General features: G+C 65.6%; 16 protein-coding genes and 1 other RNA gene. 11 read left to right on the forward strand and 6 right to left on the reverse strand.

Features of this window, described 5'->3' with window-relative positions:
* Positions 1-63 precede the first annotated feature (63 nt).
* The 3 genes from ssrS to BCCGELA001_RS32475 all read right to left on the reverse strand — a co-directional run bounded on the left by ssrS (position 64) and on the right by BCCGELA001_RS32475 (position 1,135).
* Positions 64-224: non-coding RNA, 6S RNA (ssrS, locus tag BCCGELA001_RS32465), on the reverse strand.
* 210 nt (positions 225-434) lie between these two features.
* Positions 435-818, reverse strand: a complete 384-nt coding sequence (locus tag BCCGELA001_RS32470; RefSeq protein WP_060737138.1) for a cell division protein ZapA — start codon at positions 816-818, stop codon at positions 435-437.
* Positions 815-1,135: a DUF4164 domain-containing protein gene (locus tag BCCGELA001_RS32475; RefSeq protein WP_014439722.1), complete on the reverse strand. Its 321-nt coding sequence runs from the start codon at positions 1,133-1,135 to the stop codon at positions 815-817. The genes BCCGELA001_RS32470 and BCCGELA001_RS32475 overlap by 4 nt, the downstream gene beginning before the upstream one ends.
* Positions 1,136-1,504: 369 nt before the next feature.
* On the opposite strand from BCCGELA001_RS32475, the gene tkt reads away from it, so the two are divergent.
* From tkt to BCCGELA001_RS32515, 8 genes are all read left to right on the forward strand, one after another.
* Positions 1,505-3,490, forward strand: coding sequence for a transketolase (gene tkt, locus BCCGELA001_RS32480; protein WP_060737139.1), 1,986 nt, complete (start codon positions 1,505-1,507; stop codon positions 3,488-3,490).
* Positions 3,491-3,640: 150 nt separating this feature from the next.
* A complete protein-coding gene (gene gap, locus BCCGELA001_RS32485; protein WP_060737140.1) occupies positions 3,641-4,648 on the forward strand; it encodes a type I glyceraldehyde-3-phosphate dehydrogenase in 1,008 nt (335 codons plus the stop codon).
* Between the two features lie 152 nt (positions 4,649-4,800).
* Positions 4,801-5,997 carry a phosphoglycerate kinase gene (locus BCCGELA001_RS32490; RefSeq protein WP_060737141.1) on the forward strand — a complete coding sequence of 399 codons (1,197 nt, stop codon included), beginning with the start codon at positions 4,801-4,803 and terminating at the stop codon, positions 5,995-5,997.
* A gap of 57 nt (positions 5,998-6,054) precedes the next feature.
* The gene (fba, locus tag BCCGELA001_RS32495; protein ID WP_025034030.1) at positions 6,055-7,122 is read left to right on the forward strand and encodes a class II fructose-bisphosphate aldolase; all 1,068 of its coding nucleotides are present in this window, start codon (positions 6,055-6,057) and stop codon (positions 7,120-7,122) included.
* Between the two features lie 274 nt (positions 7,123-7,396).
* A complete protein-coding gene (locus BCCGELA001_RS32500) occupies positions 7,397-8,437 on the forward strand; it encodes a class I fructose-bisphosphate aldolase (RefSeq protein WP_008546557.1) in 1,041 nt (346 codons plus the stop codon).
* A gap of 3 nt (positions 8,438-8,440) precedes the next feature.
* Entirely contained in the window at positions 8,441-9,124 is a 684-nt protein-coding gene (locus tag BCCGELA001_RS32505) for a thiamine phosphate synthase (RefSeq protein WP_060737142.1), read from the forward strand.
* A gap of 8 nt (positions 9,125-9,132) precedes the next feature.
* A complete protein-coding gene (locus BCCGELA001_RS32510) occupies positions 9,133-10,203 on the forward strand; it encodes a tetratricopeptide repeat protein (RefSeq protein ID WP_060737143.1) in 1,071 nt (356 codons plus the stop codon).
* 97 nt (positions 10,204-10,300) lie between these two features.
* Positions 10,301-11,086 (forward strand): inositol monophosphatase family protein, encoded by a 786-nt coding sequence (locus tag BCCGELA001_RS32515; protein ID WP_060737144.1) that lies wholly within the window; start codon positions 10,301-10,303, stop codon positions 11,084-11,086.
* 71 nt (positions 11,087-11,157) lie between these two features.
* Here the strand turns inward: BCCGELA001_RS32515 and BCCGELA001_RS32520 are convergent, their stop codons facing one another.
* The 3 genes from BCCGELA001_RS32520 to BCCGELA001_RS32530 form a co-directional block, all read right to left on the reverse strand.
* The gene (locus tag BCCGELA001_RS32520; protein WP_060737145.1) at positions 11,158-14,319 is read right to left on the reverse strand and encodes a multidrug efflux RND transporter permease subunit; all 3,162 of its coding nucleotides are present in this window, start codon (positions 14,317-14,319) and stop codon (positions 11,158-11,160) included.
* Between the two features lie 184 nt (positions 14,320-14,503).
* On the reverse strand, positions 14,504-15,700 hold the full coding sequence (locus tag BCCGELA001_RS32525) for an efflux RND transporter periplasmic adaptor subunit (RefSeq protein WP_144441609.1): 1,197 nt from the start codon (positions 15,698-15,700) through the stop codon (positions 14,504-14,506).
* 231 nt (positions 15,701-15,931) lie between these two features.
* Positions 15,932-16,960 carry an SAM-dependent methyltransferase gene (locus BCCGELA001_RS32530; RefSeq protein ID WP_008546598.1) on the reverse strand — a complete coding sequence of 343 codons (1,029 nt, stop codon included), beginning with the start codon at positions 16,958-16,960 and terminating at the stop codon, positions 15,932-15,934.
* Positions 16,961-17,126: 166 nt separating this feature from the next.
* Between BCCGELA001_RS32530 and BCCGELA001_RS32535 the strand changes: the two genes are divergently transcribed.
* From BCCGELA001_RS32535 to BCCGELA001_RS32545, 3 genes are all read left to right on the forward strand, one after another.
* Positions 17,127-18,146 carry a hypothetical protein gene (locus tag BCCGELA001_RS32535; RefSeq protein ID WP_060737146.1) on the forward strand — a complete coding sequence of 340 codons (1,020 nt, stop codon included), beginning with the start codon at positions 17,127-17,129 and terminating at the stop codon, positions 18,144-18,146.
* A gap of 149 nt (positions 18,147-18,295) precedes the next feature.
* Positions 18,296-19,324: a peptidoglycan -binding protein gene (locus BCCGELA001_RS32540; protein WP_008546601.1), complete on the forward strand. Its 1,029-nt coding sequence runs from the start codon at positions 18,296-18,298 to the stop codon at positions 19,322-19,324.
* A 118-nt stretch (positions 19,325-19,442) separates the two neighbouring features.
* The gene (locus BCCGELA001_RS32545; RefSeq protein WP_144441611.1) at positions 19,443-19,883 is read left to right on the forward strand and encodes a GNAT family N-acetyltransferase; all 441 of its coding nucleotides are present in this window, start codon (positions 19,443-19,445) and stop codon (positions 19,881-19,883) included.
* The last annotated feature ends 31 nt before the right edge of the window (positions 19,884-19,914 follow it).

Raw genomic sequence — 19,914 nt, forward strand, 5'->3', positions numbered from 1 at the left:
CGGGAAATGACACCTACTCAATTTGCCGCAGTTCGACAGGCACGAACCAGAAGAAAGAAACAGTGCGAAGCCGCGTACGCCGTTGAAGCACTCGATCCCGGAGTTCCCTACGAAAGTAGGTGGGCACCATATGTCCGGGCCCACGGGCCCGGCCAGGGACAGTTCCCTAAAGGATCGATAAGGCCCCGGGGATATATGGCTCCTGACGCACGTCGCAGCCTCGCCGGGTCAATGTAACAACGATACTGACGAATCGCCAGTGGCGCGAAGTGAGCATGCGGCCATCCTTCGAGACGCCGCTTTGCGGGCTCCTCAGGATGAGGATCGAGTGCTTAGCAGCAGTTGGCAAAGCTGTCGGTTAGCCTCATCCTGAGGAGACCGCGGAGCGGTCGTCTCGAAGGACGAGGCGCTTGCGCAGGCCGCGCGGCAGCGCCCTACCCGATCGCAATCCCGTTGCCGACGGTGCGGTTCAGGACCTGGGTCGACTTCTCGATGCGTTCGGCGGCGGCGTTCAGGGCATTGACCACGGCGGTCTGCGTCATCCGGGCGCGCTCGACGGCGGCGTTGCGGAAATCCCGGAGCTCGGTCAGCTCCTGCTCCAGAGTGCGGACGCGGTTGCTGGTGTCGACCAGTTCGTCGCACACGGTCAGCGCAGCCATCACGGTGAGGCGCGCATCCCCGATCTCGCCGAATTTTCCGCGCAGCGACTGGATGCGCGTCTCCAGGGTTTCAGCGAGCTTGAGCAGCCGCACCTCCTGGCCCTCCTCGCAGGCCATGCGGTATTGCCGGCCATTGATGGTGACGTTGATGTGGCTCATCCGTCCTCTCCGGTATCGAGCACCGAGCGTATCGTGACGATGGCGGAATCCAGCCGGTCGGAGATTTCGCGATTGGTGCGCTCGAGCTTGCGTGCCTTCACCAGTGCGCCATCGAGCTCGTCGGCGAGCCGCGAGCGATCGGCGCCGAGCGCCTGGATGCGTGCCGCAAGCTCGTTCTCGTCGCGATCGGCATCGCGCCGCCGCTCCACCGCGCTTTCCAGCGCGTCGAGCGCCGCCGTGAGCCTGCGGGTCGCAATCTCGATCTCGACGGCGGACGACTCCGTCATAGCGGAACTGTTGGACACGCGATCGTTCATGCAGTCAGCGGCGAACCTGTGGCCTGTCTGGCGGCCTTTACCCTGGAGCTTGCCGTCCGGCAAAAGACTCGGTTCGGCAAGCGGTTAGAAGCAGAAATTTACGTGGCAAGCTAGGGAAGCGCAACGCCGCCGCGAAACTATGCACCGATCAATCGGATGAAGCCGTGCTGATCCGCTATTCCGCCCGGCTGCGATCGCTGCGGAAAACCGCTCTCCACAGAGGCAACTTTTACGGTCAAACCGGCGTTTGATTGCCTTGGACTCCCGGAACCGAGGTGCTATCCCAGCCCCGACCTTCAGTGGCCGCCAGGCTCCTCCCGCGCGGGCGTACATCGCCTCCAAGCGCCTCATTTCAGACGGATTTCAGACATGACGCAGGTCGATCACACCCGTATGGCCAACGCGATCCGCGGCCTTGCGATGGATGCCGTCGAGAAGGCCAAATCGGGTCATCCCGGCCTGCCGATGGGTGCTGCCGATATCGCCACGGTACTGTTCACGCAATTCCTGAAATTCGATGCCGGCGCTCCGGCCTGGCCGGATCGCGACCGCTTCGTGCTCTCGGCCGGCCACGGCTCGATGCTGCTCTATTCGCTGCTGTATTTGACCGGCAATTCCGAGATGACGCTGGACCAGATCAAGCAGTTCCGCCAAGTCGACTCGCTCACCCCCGGCCATCCCGAGAATTTCCGCACCAAGGGCATCGAGACCACCACCGGGCCGCTCGGCCAGGGCATCTCGACCGCGGTCGGCATGGCGCTCGCCGAGAAGATGCTCGCCGCCGAGTTCGGCAAGAAGATCGTCGACCATCACACCTATGTGCTGGCCTCCGACGGCGACCTGATGGAGGGCGTGTCGCAGGAAGCGATCGCGATGGCCGGGCACTGGAAGCTCAACAAGCTGATCGTGCTCTATGACGACAACGGCATCTCGATCGACGGCCCGACCTCGATCTCCGATTCCGTCGACCAGGTGAAGCGCTTCAAGTCGGCGGGCTGGGCCGCCGAGAAGATCGACGGCCATGACCAGGCCGCGATCGCCGACGCCATCACGCGCGCGAAAAAGTCGAACAAGCCGACCCTGATCGCCTGCCGCACCACCATCGGCTTCGGCGCGCCGCACAAGGCCGGCACCTCGAAGGTGCACGGCGAGGCGTTAGGAGCCGACGAGCTCAAAGCCGCCAAGGAAAATCTCGGCATTTCGCTCGAGCCGTTTTCGGTGCCGGATGACGTGCTGAAGGCCTGGCGCGCGGCCGGCAGCCGTGGCGCAGCCGCACGCCAGGAATGGGAAACGCGCCTTGGCGAGCTCGGCAGCCGCAAGCGCGCCGAGTTCGAGCGCCGCCTGCGTCACGAGCGGCCGGCTTCGCTGGCAAAGGCGGTGCGCGCGTACAAGAAAGAGCTGCTGGAAAAGCCGATGACTGCGGCGACCCGCAAATCCTCGGAAGCCGTCATCGAAGTGATTGCCGGCGCGATGCCGATGGAATTCCTCGCAGGCTCCGCCGATCTCACCGGCTCCAACAACAACAAGGCGAAGTCGGCGACCGCGTTCTCGGCCAAGACGCCGAAGGGCCGCTTCATCCATTACGGCATCCGCGAGCACGGCATGGCTGCGGCGATGAACGGCATCTTCCTGCATGGCGGCTTCGCACCGAACGGCGCGACCTTCCTGGTGTTCACCGACTATGCCCGTCCGGCGATGCGCCTCGCCGCGCTGATGGGCGCCGGCGTCGTCTATGTGATGACGCACGATTCCATCGGCCTCGGCGAAGACGGTCCGACCCATCAGCCGGTCGAGCATCTCGCTGCGCTCCGCGCCATTCCCAACATGCGCGTCTTCCGTCCGTGCGATGCCATCGAGGTCGCCGAGTGCTGGGAGCTCGCGCTCAACCGCATCGATGGTCCGACCGTGCTGGCGCTGACGCGCCAGAACCTGCCGCAGCTGCGCACCAATGCACCGAACGACAATCCCTGCGCGGTTGGTGCCTATGAACTGGTCGCTGCCCAAGGCGAAGCCAAGGCGACGCTGTTCGCTTCCGGCTCCGAAGTCGAGATCGCGGTCGCCGCCCAGAAGCAACTCGCGGAACGCGGCGTCCCGTCGCGCGTTGTCTCCGTTCCCTCTCTGGAGCTGTTGCTAGCGCAACCAGAGGCAAAACGTGCCGCGATCATCGGCAACGCGCCGGTGAAGATTGCGATTGAGGCCGCCGTGCGCTGGGGCTGGGATGCCGTGATCGGTCAGGATGGCGAATTCGTCGGCATGCATTCCTTCGGCGAAAGCGGTCCTGCCAAGGAGCTCTACAAGCATTTCGGCATCACCGCCGAGGCCGCGGTTAACGCTGTGCTGAAGCGCGTTTCCTGAGAGTTGAGCTTGCCGCAAAAAAGGACTACCTAATCTCCCATATGATCAAGCACCGCCCGGCCGAACCGGGCGCCCGCCCCTAAAAAACCCTCGCAGGCGCGCCCACCGCGCGTTGTGCGGGATGACAACGGTCATTGAAGGAGACGAAACATGGCAGTCCGCGTCGCAATTAACGGTTTTGGCCGCATCGGCCGCAACGTCCTGCGGGCGATCGCCGAGTCAGGCCGCAAGGACATCGAGGTCGTCGGCATCAACGACCTCGGCCCGGTCGAGACCAACGCCCATCTGCTTCGTTTCGACAGCGTCCATGGCCGCTTCCCCGGCACCGTCACCGTCGACGGCGACTCCATCAGCCTCGGCGCCAACAAGATCAAGGTGACCGCCGAGCGCGATCCCGCGAAGCTGCCCTGGAAAGATCTCGGCGTCGATGTCGCGCTGGAGTGCACCGGCATCTTCACCTCGAAGGACAAGGCCTCCGCGCATCTGACCGCCGGCGCCAAGCGCGTGCTGGTCTCCGCGCCCGCCGACGGCGCCGACGCCACCATCGTCTACGGCGTCAACCACGACACGCTGACCAAGGATCATTTGGTCGTCTCCAACGGCAGCTGCACCACCAACTGTCTCGCGCCGGTCGCCAAGGTGCTGAACGATCTCGTCGGCATCGAAACGGGCTTCATGACCACGATCCACGCTTATACCGGCGACCAACCGACTTTGGACACGCTGCACAAGGATCTCTACCGCGGCCGCGCCGCTGCGATGTCGATGATCCCGACCTCGACCGGCGCTGCCAAGGCCATCGGCCTGGTGCTGCCCGAGCTGAAGGGCAAGCTCGACGGCGTCGCGATCCGCGTGCCGACCCCGAACGTCTCGGTCGTCGACCTCAAGATCGTCGCCAAGCGCGCAACCGATGCCAAGGAGATCAACGCGGCGATGAAGCGCGCCTCTGAGCAGCAGCTCAAGGGCATCCTCGGCTACACCAGCGCGCCGAACGTCTCGATCGACTTCAATCACGACCCGCACTCCTCGACCTTCCACGAGGACCAGACCAAGGTGCAGAACGGCACGCTGGTGCGCGTGATGTCCTGGTACGACAACGAGTGGGGCTTCTCGAACCGCATGGCGGACACCGCCGTCGCGATCGCGAAGAAGATCTGAGCCGAGGTCGCGTGTCCCGGACGCGGTGCAGCGCTTAAGCGCTGCTCCGCAGAGCCGGGACCCATCTAGCCGCGGGACTCGCTGTGATGTGGGTCCCGGTTCTGCAGCGCACCGCTTCGCGCTGCGCAGCGCCCGGGACAAGAGAGCCGAGCATGACCAACAAATTCCGCACCCTCGACGACGTCGACGTGAAGGGCAAGCGCGTGCTGCTGCGCGTCGATCTCAACGTTCCCATGGAGAACGGACGCGTCACCGACGCCACCCGGCTCGAGCGCGTCGCGCCGACCATCACCGAGCTCGCCGGCAAAGGCGGCAAGGTCATCCTGCTCGCGCATTTCGGCCGGCCGAAGGGACGCGATGCCAAGGACTCGCTCAAGCCGGTCGCGGAAGCGCTGTCGAAGGTGGTGAAGAAGCCCGTCGGATTCGCCGAGGATTGCATCGGTGAGCCCGCGGCCAAGGCCGTCGCCGACTTGAAGGACGGCGACATCCTGTGCCTGGAAAACACCCGCTTCCACAAGGAAGAGGAAAAGAACGATCCGGCCTTCGTCGCAGAGCTCGCCAAGCTCGGCGACATCTGGGTCAATGACGCGTTCTCGGCCGCGCACCGCGCCCACGCCTCGACCGAAGGCCTCGGCCACAAGCTGCCGGCCTATGCCGGCCGCACCATGCAGGCCGAGCTCGACGCGCTGGAGAAGGCGCTGGGCTCGCCGACCAAGCCGGTCATCGCGATCATCGGCGGCGCCAAGGTCTCGACCAAGATCGACCTGCTCGAAAACCTCGTCACCAAGGTCGACGCGCTCGTGATCGGCGGCGGCATGGCCAACACCTTCCTGCACGCCCAGGGCGTCGGCGTCGGCAAGTCGCTGGCCGAGAAGGATCTTAGCGCCACCGCGCTGCGCATCATGGAGAAGGCGGAAGCCGCCAATTGCGCGATCATCCTGCCCGTCGATGCCACCGTCGCCTATCATTTCGCCGCGAATGCGCCCTCGCACGCCTACGGGCTCGACGCGATCCCCGCCGACGGCATGATCCTCGACGTCGGCCCGCAATCGATCGCGCGCGTTCACGCCGCGATCGACGATGCCGCCACGCTGGTCTGGAACGGGCCGCTCGGCGCGTTCGAGATGCAGCCGTTCGACCGCGGCACGGTCGCGGCCGCCAGGCACGCTGCCGAGCGTACCAAGGCGAAGAAGCTGATCTCGATCGCCGGCGGCGGCGACACCGTCGCGGCGCTCAACCAGGCCGGCGTCGCCGGCAGTTTCACCTATGTCTCGACCGCCGGTGGCGCGTTCCTTGAATGGATGGAAGGCAAGCCCCTGCCCGGGGTCGAGGTGCTGCGCGTCAAGTAAGCTTCAATCGGCAAACATTGAGCGGCCTTGCAAGGCCCAAACGGGAGAACAAGACAGATGGCTCGGATCACGTTACGTCAATTGCTCGACCACGCGGCGGAGAACGATTACGGCGTACCGGCCTTCAACATCAACAACATGGAGCAGGCGCTGGCGATCATGGACGCGGCCAACCAGGTCGACGCGCCCGTCATCATCCAGGCCTCGCGCGGCGCCCGCTCCTACGCCAACGACGTCATGCTCAAGCACATGATGGACGCGGTCACCGAGATCTATCCGCACATTCCGGTCTGCGTGCATCTCGACCACGGCAACGAGCCGGCGACCTGCATGACCGCGATCCAGGCCGGCTTCACCTCGGTGATGATGGACGGCTCGCTCAAGGCGGACGGCAAGACCCCCGGCGACTGGGGCTACAATGTCGGCGTCACCAAGACCGTGACCGACATGGCCCATCTCGGCGGCATCTCAGTTGAGGGTGAGCTCGGGGTGCTCGGCTCGCTCGAGACCGGCATGGGTGACAAGGAAGACGGCCACGGCGCCGAAGGCAAGCTCAGCCACGACCAGCTCCTGACCAATCCGGACGAAGCCGTGAAGTTCGTGCAGGAGACCAAGGTCGACGCGCTCGCGATCGCGATGGGCACCTCGCACGGCGCCTACAAGTTCACCCGCAAGCCGGACGGCGACATCCTCGCCATGAACGTGATCGAGGAGATCCACCGCAAGCTGCCGAACACGCATCTGGTCATGCACGGTTCCTCCTCGGTGCCGCAGGACCTTCAGGACATCATCAACGCCTATGGCGGCAAGATGAAGCCGACCTGGGGCGTGCCTGTCGCCGAGATCCAGCGCGGCATCAAGAACGGCGTGCGCAAGATCAACATCGACACCGACAACCGCATGGCCATGACCGGCCAGATCCGCAAGGTGCTCAAGGACAATCCGGAAGAGTTCGATCCGCGCAAATATTTGAAGCCGGCGATGGAAGCGATGACCAAGCTGTGCAAGCAGCGCCTCCAGGAGTTCAACACGGCCGGCCAGGCCTCCAAGATCAAGAAGGTGCTGACCACCGCCGAGATGGCCAAGCGCTACGCCAAGGGCGAGCTCGATCCGAAGGTCGCGTAGCCGTCGCCGTTCGCGTAGGCCGGCACCCTCTCCGTCATTCCGGGGCGCCGCAAAGCGGCGAGCTGGGATGCGCAATTGCGCATCCGAGAATCCATAACCACAGCCTGGGGTTATGGATTCCGGGCCTGCGCCTTACGGCGCATCCCGGAATGACAGCGTTTTTCAATGTTACGATCCCTCCCCCCTTACCCTGCGACGAACGTTAACTCGGCAATTGCCCGAGAACGGTCTATTTTCACGGGCAAGGGCAGAATCGCTTTGGGAGGACCTCTCGATGAATCTGACTGAGCTCAACAGGATCGCGACCGCAATGGTCGCGCCGGGCAAGGGCATCCTTGCCGCCGACGAATCCTCCGGCACCATTAAAAAGCGCTTCGACGCGATCGGCGTGGAATCGACGGAAACGAACCGCCGCGACTATCGCGAGATGCTGTTCCGCTCCACGGAGGCCATGAGCCAGTACATCTCCGGCGTGATCCTCTATGACGAGACGATCTGGCAGGACGCAAAAGACGGCACGCCGCTGGTGAAGCTGATCGAACAGAGCGGCGCCATTCCCGGCATCAAGGTCGACGAGGGCACGCAGGCCCTGCCGATGTGTCCGGGCGAGCTGGTCACGGTCGGGCTCGACAAGCTCGCCGAGCGGCTGAAGAAATATTACGAGCGCGGGGCGCGTTTCGCCAAATGGCGAGCGGTGATCGATATCGGCAGCGGCGCTGACGGCCGGGGCATCCCCTCGATGACCGCGATCAGCGTCAACGCCCACGCGCTGGCGCGCTACGCCGCATTGTGCCAGGCCGCGCAGATCGTGCCGATCGTCGAGCCGGAAGTGCTGATGGACGGCGACCACGACATCGATCGCTGCTATGAGGTCACCCAGCGCGTGCTCAACAAGACCTTCCAGGAATTGCGCGTGCAGCGCGTCGCGCTCGAGGGAATGGTGCTGAAGCCGAACATGGCGATCTCAGGCAAGAAATGCGCAAGGCAGGCGCCCGTCGAGGAAGTCGCGGAGAAGACCGTGCGCCTCTTGAAGTCTTGTGTGCCCGCCGCGGTGCCCGGCATCGCCTTCCTCTCCGGCGGGCAGTCAGACGAAGAGGCGACCGCCCACCTCAACGCGATGCACAAGCTCGGCCCACTGCCCTGGGGCCTGACCTTCTCCTATGGCCGCGCGCTGCAAGCGGCGCCGCAGAAGGCCTGGTCCGGCAAGGCCGAGAACGTCGCAGCCGGCCAAACCGCCTTCAGTCATCGCGCGCGCATGAACGGGCTGGCGTCCAAGGGCGAATGGCAAAGCAGCCTGGAAAAGAAGGCAGCCTAGATCTTGTCGAACAAACCGCCTCCGCCGCGCCCGGCGCCGCGTCTTTATCTTGCGACGCCTGACGTCGACGATCCAGCTGCGCTCGTCGCCGAGCTGCCGGGCCTGCTTGCATCTGCCGACGTCGCGGCCGTGCTGCTGCGGCTGAAGGAGACGGACCAGCGCACCATGATCTCGCGCATCAAGGCGCTGGCGCCGCCGGTGCAGAAGGCCGGCGCCGCGCTCCTGATCGACGGCCATGCCGAGCTGGTGGCGCGTGGCGGCGCCGACGGCGCCCACCTCACCGGCCTTGCTGCTCTGGAAGACGCGGCGCCATCGCTCAAGCCCGATCGCATCGCCGGCGTCGGCGGACTTACCACGCGCCACGATTCCATGAGCGCGGGCGAGATGGGCGCCGATTATTTGCTGTTCGGCGAGCCCGACGAAAAGGGCCAGCGCCCGTCCTCGCAGGCGATCGCCGAACGGCTGGACTGGTGGGCCGAGCTGTTCGAGCCGCCCTGCGTCGGCTTTGCCATCTCGCTTGAAGAGGCCTACGACTTCGCCGCCAGCGGCGCCGATTTCGTGCTGGTCGGCGAGCTGATCTGGGCCGATCCGCGCGGGCCGAAGGCTGCGCTGATCGAGGTCGATGCTGCGATCAAGAAGGCCTATGCGACCGCAAGCCAAAATCCTGCGGGCCAGGAGCACGGCTAGCGCCCGACATGAAGCTCCCGCGCATCACCATCCTGGCCACGCTGCTGCTCACGACGCCTGCGGCGGCGCAGCTCCAGATAACGCCGCCGGCGACGACGCCGAGCCCTCCGGCCGAAAAGCAGAAGCCCAAGCCGCCCGCGCCTGCCAAGAAGGAGGCGGCGCCGGCGCCGAAGGCTTCACCATCCCCCAAGCCGTCCGCCTCGCCCAAGCCCGCAACCGTGATCCCTGCGCCGCCGGCCGACAATCCCAATGTCGATCTGGTGTACGGCGCCTATCAGCGCGGCCAGTACAAGACCGCGTTCGAGCTGGCCACCGCGCGCGCGCAAGCGGGTGATCCCAAGGCGATGACCATGCTCGGCGAGCTCTATTCCAATGCCATGGGCATCCGCCGCGATTACGCCAAGGCGGCCGAATGGTACAAGCGCGCTGCGGATGCCGGCGACCGCGAGGCGATGTTCGCGCTTTCCATGCTGCGCATGTCCGGCCGCGGCGGCCCGGTCGACAAGGGCGAGGCGGTGAAGCTGATGGCATCCGCTGCCAAGCTCGGCGAGCCCAAGGCGGCCTACAATCTCGCACTGCTCTATCTCGACGGCCAGACCCTGCCGCAGGACGTCAAGCGCTCCGCCGAGCTGTTGCGCCAGGCCGCCGATGCCGGCCTGCCCGAGGCGCAGTACGCGCTCGCGACCTTCTATAAGGAAGGCACCGGCGTGCCGAAGGATGCCGAACGATCGGTGCGGCTGCTCCAGGCGGCGTCATTGGCCGACAATGTCGATGCCGAGGTCGAATATGCCATCGCCATGTTCAACGGCACCGGGACGCCGAAGAACCAGCCGGCCGCGGTCGCTTTGTTGCGCAAGGCTTCCCGCCAAGGCAGCGCGATTGCGCAGAACCGGCTGGCCTGGGTGCTGATCAATGGCGTCGGCACGACCGTGGACAAGGTCGAGGGCTTCAAATGGCACCTGGTGGCCAAGACCGCCGGCAAGGGCGACCCGGAACTCGACAAGCAATTGTCCGATCTGCCGGCCGAGGACCGGGCCAAGGCGGAGGCCGCAGCCAGGAAATGGCTTGGCACAAAATGACTTGCCCCAATGACTTGACGGAAGCGGCCTCGCAGGGCACCCCATCCCCCAGTCAGCCGCGATGTCGCGCCATTCCCCCGATCAAGTCCGAAAGCCCATGCTGTACTCCGCCACTATCAACGTCATGGTCAAGGCCGCGCGCCGCGCCGGCCGCAGCCTCAAGCGCGATCTCGGCGAGATCGAGCATCTCCAGGTCTCGCTGAAGGGACCGGCGAATTTCGTCTCGCTCGCCGACAAGCGCGCCGAGGAGATCCTCTACCAGGATCTCGCCAAGGCCCGGCCCGGCTACGGCTTCATCGGCGAGGAAGGCGGTACCCGCGAGGGCACCGACAAGAGCCACACTTGGATCGTCGATCCCTTGGACGGCACCACCAACTTCCTGCACGGCATCCCGCAATTCGCGATCTCGATCGGCCTCGTGCGCGAGGGCACGGTGATTGCGGGCGTGATCTACAATCCCGCCAATGACGAGCTCTACATCGCCGAGCGCGGCAAGGGTGCCTTCCTCAACGACCAGCGCCTGCGCGTCGCCGGCCGCCGCCAGCTCAATGAATGCGTGGTGGCCTGCGGCCTGCCCCATATCGGCCGTGGCAACCACGAGGAATTCCGCCGCGAGATGACCGCGATCCAGGACCGCGTCGCGGGCCTGCGCCGCTTCGGCGCCGCCGCACTCGACCTCGCCTTCGTCGCCGCCGGCCGCCTCGACGGCTATTGGGAGCGCGATCTGCAATCCTGGGACATCGCCGCCGGCATGCTGATGGTGCGCGAAGCCGGTGGCACCGTGAGCGACATCGCGACGCCGGGCGATCCGCTGGTCACCGGGCACGTCGTGTGCGGCAACGAGTTCGTGCACGGGGAATTGGTGAAGATTTTGAGGAAGTAGGCAACGGCGAAAGCCGCTTGCTCTGCCTCGTCATTCCGGGTGCGCCTCCTGGCGCGAGCCCGGAATGACGCTCAATGACCCGTGTGTGCCCGCGCCGGCGGCCCATACGGCTTGGCTTGCTTCTCTGCCTTCGGCTCTCGGTCTCCGCCCAGCACGCGCTGCACCGAGACGAAGAATACCGGCACCATTAGCAGCGCCAGGATCACCACCGCGATCATGCCGCCCATCACGACGCTGCCGAGCGCCTGCTGGCTGGCGCCGCCGGCGCCGTGGGCGATGGCCATCGGCAGCACGCCGCAGATGAAGGCAAGGCCGGTCATCAGGATCGGGCGGAAGCGGAGGCGGCAGGCCTCGATGGTGGCTTCGACCAGCGGCTTGCCTTCTTTGCGCAGATCCTTCGCGAACTCGATGATCAGGATCGCGTCCTTGGCCGCGAGGCCGATGATGGTGATCAGGCCGACGGTGAAGTAGACGTCGTTGGGCAGGCTCCGCAGCGTCGCGGCGACAACTGCGCCGACAATGCCGAGCGGCACGGTGAGCAGCACCGCCAGCGGAATGGTCCAGCTTTCGTACAGTGCGGCAAGGCACAGGAACACCACGAACACCGACAGCGCCAGCAGGAACGGCGCCTGCGAGCCCGAGAGCTTCTCCTGGAGCGACTGCCCGGTCCATTCGTAGCCGAAGCCGCGCGGCAGGCGGCCGGCGAGCCGCTCCATCTCGGCGATGGCATCGCCCGAGGTGAAACCGGCCCTGGCTTCACCGGAGATGCGCACCGCCGGATAATAGTTGAAGCCGGCGATCTGCGTCGGCCCGCGCGCCCACTCGACGGTCGCAAAGGACGAGAACGGCACCAGCTGGCCGCGGCTGTTCTTGACGTTGTAGTTGAGGATGTCCTCGGTCCGCATGCGGTCGCGCGCGTCCGCCTGCACCACGACGCGCTGCATGCGGCCGCGATTCGGGAAGTCGTTGATGTAGTTCGAGCCGAGATTGGTCGAGATCGTGTTGTTGATGTCCTCGAAGGTGACGCCGAAGGCGCCGGCCTTCTCGCGGTCGATCACGAGATTGACCACGCCCGCCTCGGGCAGGCCTTCGATATAGACCTTCTGCAGCACCGGGCTGGCATTGGCCTCGGCGATCAGCTGATCGGCGGCGCGCATCAATTGCGGATAGCCCTTCTGGCCGCGATCCTGGAGACGGAACGAGAAGCCGGAGGAGTTGCCGAGATTGTCGATCGGCGGCGGCTGCAGCGCCGAGATTTTCGCGTCGCGGATCGACGCGCCCAGGTCGCGGTTGACGTCGTTGACGATCGCGGCGGCGGAGTCCTTCGGCCCGCGCTCCGACCAATCCTTCAGGGTGATGAACGCCTGCGCGGTGTTCATGCCCTGGCCGGAGAAGCTGAAGCCGGTGAGGAAGGTGACGTTGTCGACGCCCGGCCGCTGCGCCAGATATTTCTCGACCTTCTCGATCACCGCCTCGGTGCGGGCATAGGACGAATCCGACGGCGTCTGCACGTCAGTGGTGATGAAGCCCTGGTCGTCGACGGGCAGGAAGCCGCCGGGCAGGTTGACGAAGGCCCAGGACAGGCCGACCAGCAGCGCGGCATAGACCAGCATCAGGCGGCCGGTGCGGCCCAGCGAGAAACCAACGGTGCGCGCATAGCGCTCCTTGGCGCCTTCGAGCATGCGGTTGAACCAGCCGAACACGCCTCCCTTCGCGTGACCGTGACCGGCCTCGACGGGCTTGAGCAGGGTCGCGCACAGCGCCGGCGTCAACGACAGCGCCAGGAAGGCGGAGAAGCCGATCGCGGCGACCATGGTGACCGAAAACTGCCGGTAGATGATTCCGACCGAACCGGGGAAGAACGCCATCGGCACGAACACCGCCATCAGCACCAGGGTGATGCCGATGATGGCGCTGGTGATCTGCGACATGGCTTTGCGCGTCGCTTCCTTCGGCGACAGGCCTTCCTCGGCCATGATGCGCTCGACGTTCTCGACCACGACGATGGCGTCATCGACGAGGATACCGACCGCGAGCACCATGCCGAACATCGAAAGCATGTTGATGGAGTAGCCGGCGAGCAGAAGCGTGGTGCAGGCACCCAGAAGCGCCACGGGCACCACGATGGTCGGGATGATGGTGTAGCGGATGTTCTGCAGGAACAGGAACATCACCACGAACACCAGCACCACGGCTTCGACCAGGGTCATCAGCACCTTCTTGATCGAGGCCTCGACCACCGGTGTGATGTTGTAGGGAATCTCGTAGGTGATGTTGGCCGGGAAGAAGCGCGACAGTTCCTTCATCTTGGCTTCGACCGCGCTCGCGGTCGCCAACGCATTGCCGGTCGGCGACATCAGCACCGAAAGACCGGCAGTCGGCTTGCCGTCGAGGCGCGTGTTGAACTGGTAGCTGAGACCGCCGACCTCGACGCGCGCGACGTCGCGCAGGCGCACGGTCGACCCGTCGGCATTGGCGCGCAGGATGATCGCGCCGAACTCGTCTGGGGACGACAGCTGGCCCTTGACCAGCACCAGCGCCGAGGTGCGCTGGTTCGACGTCGACGGCTCGGCGCCGATGCTGCCGGAGGCGACCTGCGCGTTCTGCGCGGTGATGGCCTTGTTGACGTCGTCGGCGGTCAGCCCGTAGCCGACGAGCTTGGCCGGATCGACCCAGACGCGCAAGCTGCGCTCGGTCGAATACAGCGTGGCGCGGCCGACGCCGGGAATGCGGCGGATCTCGCCCAACACGTTGCGGATCATGAAGTCGCCGAGACCGACCTCATCCAGGCTGCCGTCGGTCGAGTTCAGCGTGATGATCTGAAGCACCGCACTGGAGGCTTCCTCGATCAGGATGCCCTGCTGCATCACCGCGCGCGGCAGGCGCGCCTCGACGCGCTTGATGCGGTTCTGCACCTCGACCGAGGCGGCGCTGGTATCTGTGCCCGGCTGGAAGTTGGCGATGATCTCGACCTGGCCGAGCGAGTCGCTGGTCGATTCGAAGTTGAGGATGTTGGCGGCGCCGTTGAGCTCCTCCTCGATCAGCCGCGTGACGCTGTTGTAGAGATTTTCGGGCGAGGCGCCGGGATAGCTGGTCGAGACCGAGATCGAGGGCGGCGCGATGATCGGGTATTGCGCGATCGGCAGCAGCGGCACCGCAATCGCGCCGATCAGACAGATGAACAGCGCGACCACCCAGGCGAAGATCGGCCTGTCGATGAAGAAACTCGGCATGAGCCGCTTTACCCTCGTTGTTTCACTGGTTCCTCATGGCAAGCCGCGCGGAACGCGCTCCGGACGATGCTGCGCATCGCCGGGAGAACCATGAAGTGCCCGGCTCTCGCCGGCTATCGTTCGAGACACCCGCCTTGTGCGGGCTCCTCACAGGATTGAGGACGTCACGTGCGGTACAGTTCTGCTACCGCGTCAGCTGCTGGGCGGCGTGCCGGTTGTCCGCGGTCGCGTCAGCTTCCGACCAGGATTGCGGTTTGACCTTGTCGCCGGCTGCGAACTTCTGGAAGCCTTCGACCACGACCTTGTCGCCGGCCTTGAGGCCTTCGGTGACGAACCAGAGCCCGTCCTGCACCGAGCCGGTGCGCACCGCCTGCACGGCGATGTGGTTGTCGTCCTTGACGACGAAGACCTCGCTGCCGCCGCCGCCATTGCGCTGGACCGCCTGCTGCGGCACGGCGATCGCGTCCGAATCGAGACCCTGATCGATACGGACACGGACATACATGCCGGGCAGCAGCTCGCGCTTGGGGTTGGGGAACTGACCGCGCAGCGTCACCTGGCCGGTGTGGGCATCGACCTTGGCATCAGAGAACAACAGCTTGCCGTCGAGCGCGTAGGTGGTGTTGTCGTCGAGCACGAGGCGGACCTTGGCGGCGTCGGACGCAATACGCTCGAGATCGCCGGTTTCGAAGGCGCGGCGAAGCTGGTTGAGCTCGTTCACCGACTGGGTGAAATCGGCGTAGATCGGATCCAGCTGCTGGATGGTGGCGAGATTGGTCTCGTTCTGCACCACCAGCGCGCCCTCGCTGACGAGGGCCGCACCGACGACGCCGTCAATCGGCGCGCGCACGGTGGCGTAATCGAGATTGAGCTTGGCCCGCGCGAGCTCGGCCTTGCGGCCCTCGACCTCGGCATGGGCCTGGCGCTCGGCAGCGATGGCTTTCTCGTTCTCGGCCTCCGGCGCGGCACGGTCCTTGGTGAGCGCGGCGACGCGACGTGCCTGCTGGTGCGCCTGCATCGCAGCGGCCTCGGCCTTGGCGAGCGCCGCCTCGTTGGCTAGCACCTCGACCTCGAACGGGCGCGGATCGATGCGGTAGAGCGCATCACCTGCCTTAACCTCGCTGCCCTGGCGGAACAGACGTTCCACCACGATGCCGGAGACGCGCGGCCGCACGTCGGAGACGCGGGTCGGCGCGATGCGGCCCGGCAGCTCACGCACCACGGCGCGCGACTGCGGCTTCACGATCACGATGCTGACGTCAGGGTCCGACGGTGGCGCGGAAGAAACTGCGGAATTGGATTCGTCACAGCCTGCCAACAGCGGCGCCAGGGCCGCGAGCATCATTGCAACGCATGCCGATCGCGCACGAAGTCCTGACATGAAATTGGGTGCCCCGATGTTGTTGAAACTGACCATGCTCGCGCGAGGCCCGTTCTGGGCCATTTGCGCGCGGCTGATGCCGCCAAAATAGAATGCATCTGCTGCGATGCAACGCATGACGCGGGCGGCTCATTGTCACACAGCTTACATGATTGAAATAAGAAGGCTTTTGAGGGGTCACTTGATTGTGAGTCAAGGTTCCACCGGCACGTGTGCGACGGAACATCGCAATTACTCGGCGGCTTTCATCCGATAGTGACTCACACCCCATTCGGTTCCATCGGCGTACCCGAACAGCCCCGATGTCGCCAGTAAGTACCAGCGCCAGCGCCGCATCCAGAGTGCGGTCTCTTCGCCATAGACCTTGCGCAAGGAGGCCTCGATGGCGTCGCGGTGCGTATCGAAATTGGCGAGCCAGTCGTTCGCGGTGTGCTGGTAATGTGTCCCGCTCCAGCACCATTCCTTCTCGATGGCGAAGATGTCGTCGAACTGCCTGACCAGGTGATGGCTCGGCATCAAGCCGCTCGTGAACATGTGCTGCGCGATCCAGTCCTCGCGATTGGCCCGGTCGAACAGATGGGAGCCGGAGCGGTGGGAGACCACGTGCATGAAGACGCGCCCGTCCGGCGCGAGCCATGCACGCAGGCGGGTCATCAGCTTGCGCCAGTTCATCATGTGCTCGAAGGTCTCGACCGAGACGATGCGGTCGAACTGGCCCTCGGGTGCGAACACGTTCATGTCGGCCGTGACGACGCGCAGGTTCAGAAGCCCGCGCCGCCGCGCCTCCTCCTCGACATAGGCGCGCTGCGCCTGCGAGGCCGACACCGCCGTCACCTTCGTGTGCGGAAACTGCCGGGCCATCCACAGCGACAGCGAGCCCCAGCCGCAGCCGAGCTCGAGGATGGTCTGCCCGTCGGCGAGACCGGCATGCTCGACCGTCTGGCGCAGGGCCTCCTCCTCCGCCTCCTGCAAGGTGGTCGCATCGGTCTTGTAGAAGCAGCAGGAATATTTGCGGTTGGGGCCGAGCACCTGCGCGAAGAACGAAGCTGGCACCTCGTCAAGGCGGCCGCTCGCGGCATCCGCGTCTTCGCTGATCGGGCGCAGCATCATCCGCCCGGCGAAGGCGGCATCGTCGGCCGCCCCCAGCGCCGACAGGCGCGTCGCCGTGCGCGAGCACAGGCGCTGGATCGCGGCGCGGATCACCACGTCGGGTAACGGCACACGTTCGGCAGTCCCGATGATCGCGGAAACGACGCTCATGCGGCCCCCGAATGGCGAGCTTTTGCAGACACCTGTCTAACAAAGCACGGCTTCCGGCCCGGGTTCCCCCAGCTCTCCCCGAAATCGGCGCATCCGGCGCTTTTTTTGGGCCGGCGCTGTGCCATAGTGCGCGCGCAAGCAAGCTTCGTAACGGATGATACCTGCCATGCCGTCTGGCACTTCCCGCTCCATGGATATCGAGTACACCAAACTGTCCTCGCCCAGCGTCTTCCTGGTGCGGATGCTGGTCTTCCTGGTGCTGTGCGCGCTGGTGGGCGTGGTGCTCTACAAGCAGATCATCCAGGCCTTCTTCGCCAATCCCGGACTGAACGCCCTGATCGGCGGCGTGCTGTTCATCGGCATCATCCTGGCCTTCCGCCAGGTGATCCGACTCTACCCTGAAGTGTCCTGGGTCAACAATTTCCGCATCGCCGATCCCGGCCTCGCGCCGTCCCGGCATCCGAAGCTCTTGGCGCCGATGGCGGCGATCCTCGGCGGCGAGCGCTCGGGGCGGATGACCATCACCCAGACCACCATGCGGCACCTGCTCGATTCGATCGCGACGCGCCTGGACGAAGCCCGCGACATCTCCCGCTACATGACCGGCCTTTTGGTCTTCCTGGGCCTGCTCGGCACGTTCTGGGGCCTGATCGAGACGGTCGGCTCGGTCGGCAAGGTGATCGACGGGCTCAAGGTCGGGGGCGATTCCGGCGCGCTGTTCGACACGCTCAAGGAGGGCCTCGCCGCCCCGCTCAGCGGCATGGGCATCTCGTTCTCGAGCTCCCTGTTCGGCCTCGCCGGCTCGCTGATCCTCGGCTTTCTCGACCTGCAATCGAGCCAGGCCCAGAACCGCTTCTACACCGACCTGGAAGACTGGCTCGCCACCACCGTGCGCGAATATGGCAGCGGCGAGCTGGCGGTCGCCCCCGCCGTCGCCGGCGGCGGTGTGGCCAGCGGCGAGCTGCAGGCCGTGGTCGAACGCTTGCGCTCCGTGCTCGAAGAAGGCAGCGGCAGCCGCGGCACCACCGCGGCGATGGCGAGCCTTGCCGAAGCCATCCAGGCGCTGGTCTCGCATATGCGCACCGAGCAGCAGATGATTCGCGAATGGGCCGACGGCCAGGGCGAGCAGAACCGCGAGATCCGGCGGCTGCTGGAGCGGATCGCGCGCCAGCCGGAGAAGAGTTGAGAAGGTATCGTGCCCCGGACGCGACGCAGCAAGAAATGCTGCGTCGCTGAGCCGGGGCCCATCCGAGAGAGACGCTAGGTCCCGGCTCTGCGCAGCAGCGTTTCACGCTGCTAGCCGCGTCCGGGACACGAGAGTGGAGAGTGACGACAATGGCTCTAGCCCGCGCCCGCCGCAGCGAAGGCGGCCTCAACTACTGGCCCGGCTTCGTCGACGCGCTGTCGACGTTGGTGCTGTCGATCGTGTTCCTGCTGTCGGTCTTCCTGGTGGTGCAGTTCTTCCTGTCGCAGGAGGTCACCGGCAAGGACAAGGCGCTGGAGCAGCTCAACGCCAAGATCGCGCAGCTCAACGAGCTGCTGTCGCTGGAGAAGCTCGGCAAGCTCACGCTCGACGATCAGGTCTCGTCGCTGAAGGCCGGGCTCGCCTCGGCAGAGAGCGAGCGCGACCGCATCAAGGGCCTCTATGACGGCTTGGCTGCCGCGGGCAATGACGCGCAAGGCAAGACCTCCGAACTCGGCAAGGCGCTGGATTCGGAGAAAGCCGTCTCGGCGCGGGCGCTGGCGCAGATCGAGGTGCTGAACCAGCAGATCAGCGCGCTGCGCCGGCAACTGGCCGCGCTGGAAGAGGCGCTCGACGCCTCCGAGAAGCGCGACAAGGAATCGCAGAACCGCATCGCCGATCTCGGCTCCCGCCTCAACGTCGCACTGGCGCAGCGCGTGCAGGAATTGTCGCGCTACCGCTCGGAGTTCTTCGGCCGGCTGCGCGCCATCCTCGGCAACCGACCCGACATCCGCATCGTCGGCGACCGCTTCGTGTTCCAGTCCGAAGTGTTCTTCGACACCGGACAGGCGGTGCTTCTGCCCGAGGGCCGCGCCGAGCTCGACACCCTGGCGACCGCGCTGATCGAGCTCGACAAGAAGATCCCGAGCGACATCCCGTGGGTGCTGCGCGTCGACGGCCACACCGACGTGCGGCCGGTCACCGGGTTGAACTTCAAGTCGAACTGGGACCTGTCCGCCGCGCGCTCGATTTCGGTGGTGCAGTATCTGGTCTCGCTCGGCGTGCCCGCCCAGCGCCTTGTCGCCGCCGGCTTCGGCGAATTCCAGCCGCTCGACACCGGCAACACGGAAGAGGCCTACAAACGCAACCGCCGCATCGAGCTGAAGCTGACGGAGCGGTAGTGGCGTCAGATGCACCACAGCTCGTCATTGCCGGGCTTGACCCGGCAATCTATCAAGACGGATTCTTTCGAAGTGGATGGATGGCCGGGTCAAGCCCGGCCGTGACGAGTATAGCCCGATGATCCACCTCCGCCCCTATCGCGTCGAGGACGAGGCCGCCGCGATCGCGCTCTGGCATCGCAGCTGGCAGCAGGCCTATCCGCAGATCGACTTCGCGGCGCGGCTGGAATGGTGGCGCGAACGCTGGCGCAAGGACCTCGTGCCGAAGGCGTCGATCGTCGTCGCCGAACAGGATGACGTCCTCACCGGCTTCGTCACCATCGACCGCGACGGCCATCTCGACCAGCTCGTGGTCGATCCCGCTCATTGGGGCTCGGATGCCGCAAGGCGGCTGGTGGACGAGGCCAAGCGGCTGTCGCCATCGGGCGTCACGCTGCTCGTCAACAAGGACAATTCCCGCGCCATCCGCTTCTACGAGCGCAACGGGTTCGTTCATGCCGGCGACGACGTCAACCCGACCTCGGGCCGGCCGGTGCTGAAGATGCAATGGCGGGCGTGAAGCACGTCACATCGGGATCCCCGGACGTCCG

Origin of the sequence: Bradyrhizobium sp. CCGE-LA001, assembly GCF_000296215.2 — a bacterium.
Classification (GTDB): domain Bacteria; phylum Pseudomonadota; class Alphaproteobacteria; order Rhizobiales; family Xanthobacteraceae; genus Bradyrhizobium.